Annotated in this window: 3 protein-coding genes; 1 reads left to right on the forward strand and 2 read right to left on the reverse strand. The window is 40.8% G+C overall.

Annotated elements, in window-relative coordinates; all coding sequences use genetic code 11:
* The coding region (locus OQ279_RS18625; RefSeq protein ID WP_274704496.1) for a copper homeostasis protein CutC at positions 1–334 on the reverse strand (334 nt) is incomplete at its 3' end.
* A gap of 5 nt (positions 335–339) precedes the next feature.
* Positions 340–1,419, reverse strand: coding sequence for an asparaginase (locus OQ279_RS18630; RefSeq protein WP_266071366.1), 1,080 nt, complete (start codon positions 1,417–1,419; stop codon positions 340–342).
* A gap of 163 nt (positions 1,420–1,582) precedes the next feature.
* Between OQ279_RS18630 and OQ279_RS18635 the strand changes: the two genes are divergently transcribed.
* Positions 1,583–2,163 (forward strand): M20/M25/M40 family metallo-hydrolase (locus OQ279_RS18635; RefSeq protein ID WP_266071367.1); only part of this gene is annotated, 581 nt, incomplete at its 3' end.

Below are 2,163 nucleotides of genomic sequence, written 5' to 3' on the forward strand. Positions count from 1 at the left end.
TATCTTCCAGCAGAACAGAAAGATCCTCTTCATCGACATTATTCTCTGCAGTTATTGCTCCGATCACAATTCCCGCTGCCCCAATATCTATGCATGCTTTAATGTCTGATTTCATGATTGCTACATCCTGCTGTGTGTATGTAAAACTCCTGCTATGCGGACGGATCATCACACTGACAGGAATCGAAACAGCATGGCAAACCGCCTCAATCAAGCCATAGCTCGGGGTAAGCCCGCCTTCTCCAACAGCTGTAATTAACTCAATTCGATCTGCTCTTGCTTTTTCTGCTAGTATTGCATCGTTTAGCGTATCCGCAATGACTTCTATCAACATATGTTTTATAACTCCTTTAATTGAAAAACTTCATGGATCGTGCCTACTTCATGGCCTGAATCATTTTTCACTGAATTGGGCTTAAGTGCCCTTAAATTCCGAATGGTTTCTTTATTGCTATAGTCAATCTGCTCTAAGATAGAAGCAACAATATTTGGCCACACTTCTTCGGATCCATTGATCACCTTTAAAGCAAAGCCAAGGCGCTCTTTTCTTAACCCAAAGCAGTATACACCCTGTGCTCCCCCTTTAGCAAAGATATTATCGTCCCGAAGCAGAATAGAGCAAATAAAATGATGTGAAGCAATGATATTTGGCTCCTTGTTCATGATTGCTCCAAGCTTTTGAACAGCTGATCTTAATGCGGAATCTTTAATCATATCTGGACATGCCAGTTTTAAGTAAGTTAAAGCCATATTTTCCAGAGGGATTGCCAATACAGGAACACCACAGCCATCCGTCCCTGCCTTGATTAGGTCAAGAGGAATTTCTGACAGCTCAGAAAAAATGTCATTGATTTGCTTCTGCAGCGGGTGCTCCTGTCTCCAATAGCCGCTTACCTCATATCCTAATTCCCTGCAGACAGCGGCAAAGCCGATATGCTTGCCTGCACAATTATGATAGAGACGCCGTTTTTCTTTGCCTTCTCGAAGCATTTCCTCATAAGGTCCCTTATTTAATGGATAGGACGGGGGACAGAGCAGTTCTTCTTCACGAACAGGCAATTTATTCAGCAATGACTCCAGTGCTGCAATATGGTAATGCTCTCCGCGCTGAGAAGCGCCAAACAGCGCGGCCTCTTCATCCGTTACTCCATATTTTTCAATGATATCTGTTAGCAATAAAGGCAGTGCTTGAATCGGTTTAGCCGCTGATCGAAAGAAAACATCCTGCTTGATATCTCCAAATTGCCGGACTGTTTCTTTCTTGTCGTTCACACCTGCAATAATCCCAAAATGGACATTTTCAACACTTCCATTTCTTCTTTCTTCAATGATGGCATGATGCATGAAGATTCCCCATTTCTGCTGTTTATTACCTATCATACTATATTGCCCGATATATTTTCTAAATAGCTTTTTCAAGCATTTATTACTTAGTGTAAACGAACTGTTGTCAAACTATAAGTTGTTCGAACAACCTAGAAAGAAGTTATGTCAAAAATATAGAATAAAATTCTAAATATTATAAAAATAGTATAAAATAATATAAAAAGAGTTTCGGGGGTTTTGTATGGGGAGATGGAAAATGAATTTATTAATAGTTGGTGTCTTTTTGCTTATATTCGCCATTGTTACAGTAACACGTACCTTTATGACAGAGTCAAGGCAGCCTGAACCAAATAAAGCTGAAGTAGCGCTTGATGAAGACAAAGCTATACGTCATTTTTCGGAAGCGCTTACCTTCAAAACCATTTCCTATCAGGATCGAACTGCCTTTGATTATCCAGAGTTTGAGCGCTTTATTGAATTTTTAGAAGACACATATCCGGCTGTTCATCAGCAGCTTGAGGTAGAGAAAGTAAACGATTATGCGCTAATTTACAAATGGTCTGGAAGCGAATCCGGCAAAAAACCAATTGGTTTAACCAGTCATTATGATGTGGCCCCTGTTCTTGAAGGAACCGAAGCAAACTGGGAGCAAGGTCCATTTAGCGGTACTGTTACCGACGGAGAAATTTGGGGACGCGGCACCTTGGACGATAAAATTGGGGTAATTGGAATTCTTGAAGCTGCAGAACATCTTTTAGAGGAGGGCTATGCACCGAAAAGAGATGTGTATTTTATGTTTGGTTTTGATGAAGAAATAGGTGGAGATGAAGGAGCGGC

Origin of the sequence: Salinimicrobium profundisediminis (genome assembly GCF_026241755.1) — a bacterium.
Taxonomy (GTDB): Bacteria; Bacteroidota; Bacteroidia; order Flavobacteriales; family Flavobacteriaceae; genus Salinimicrobium; species Salinimicrobium profundisediminis.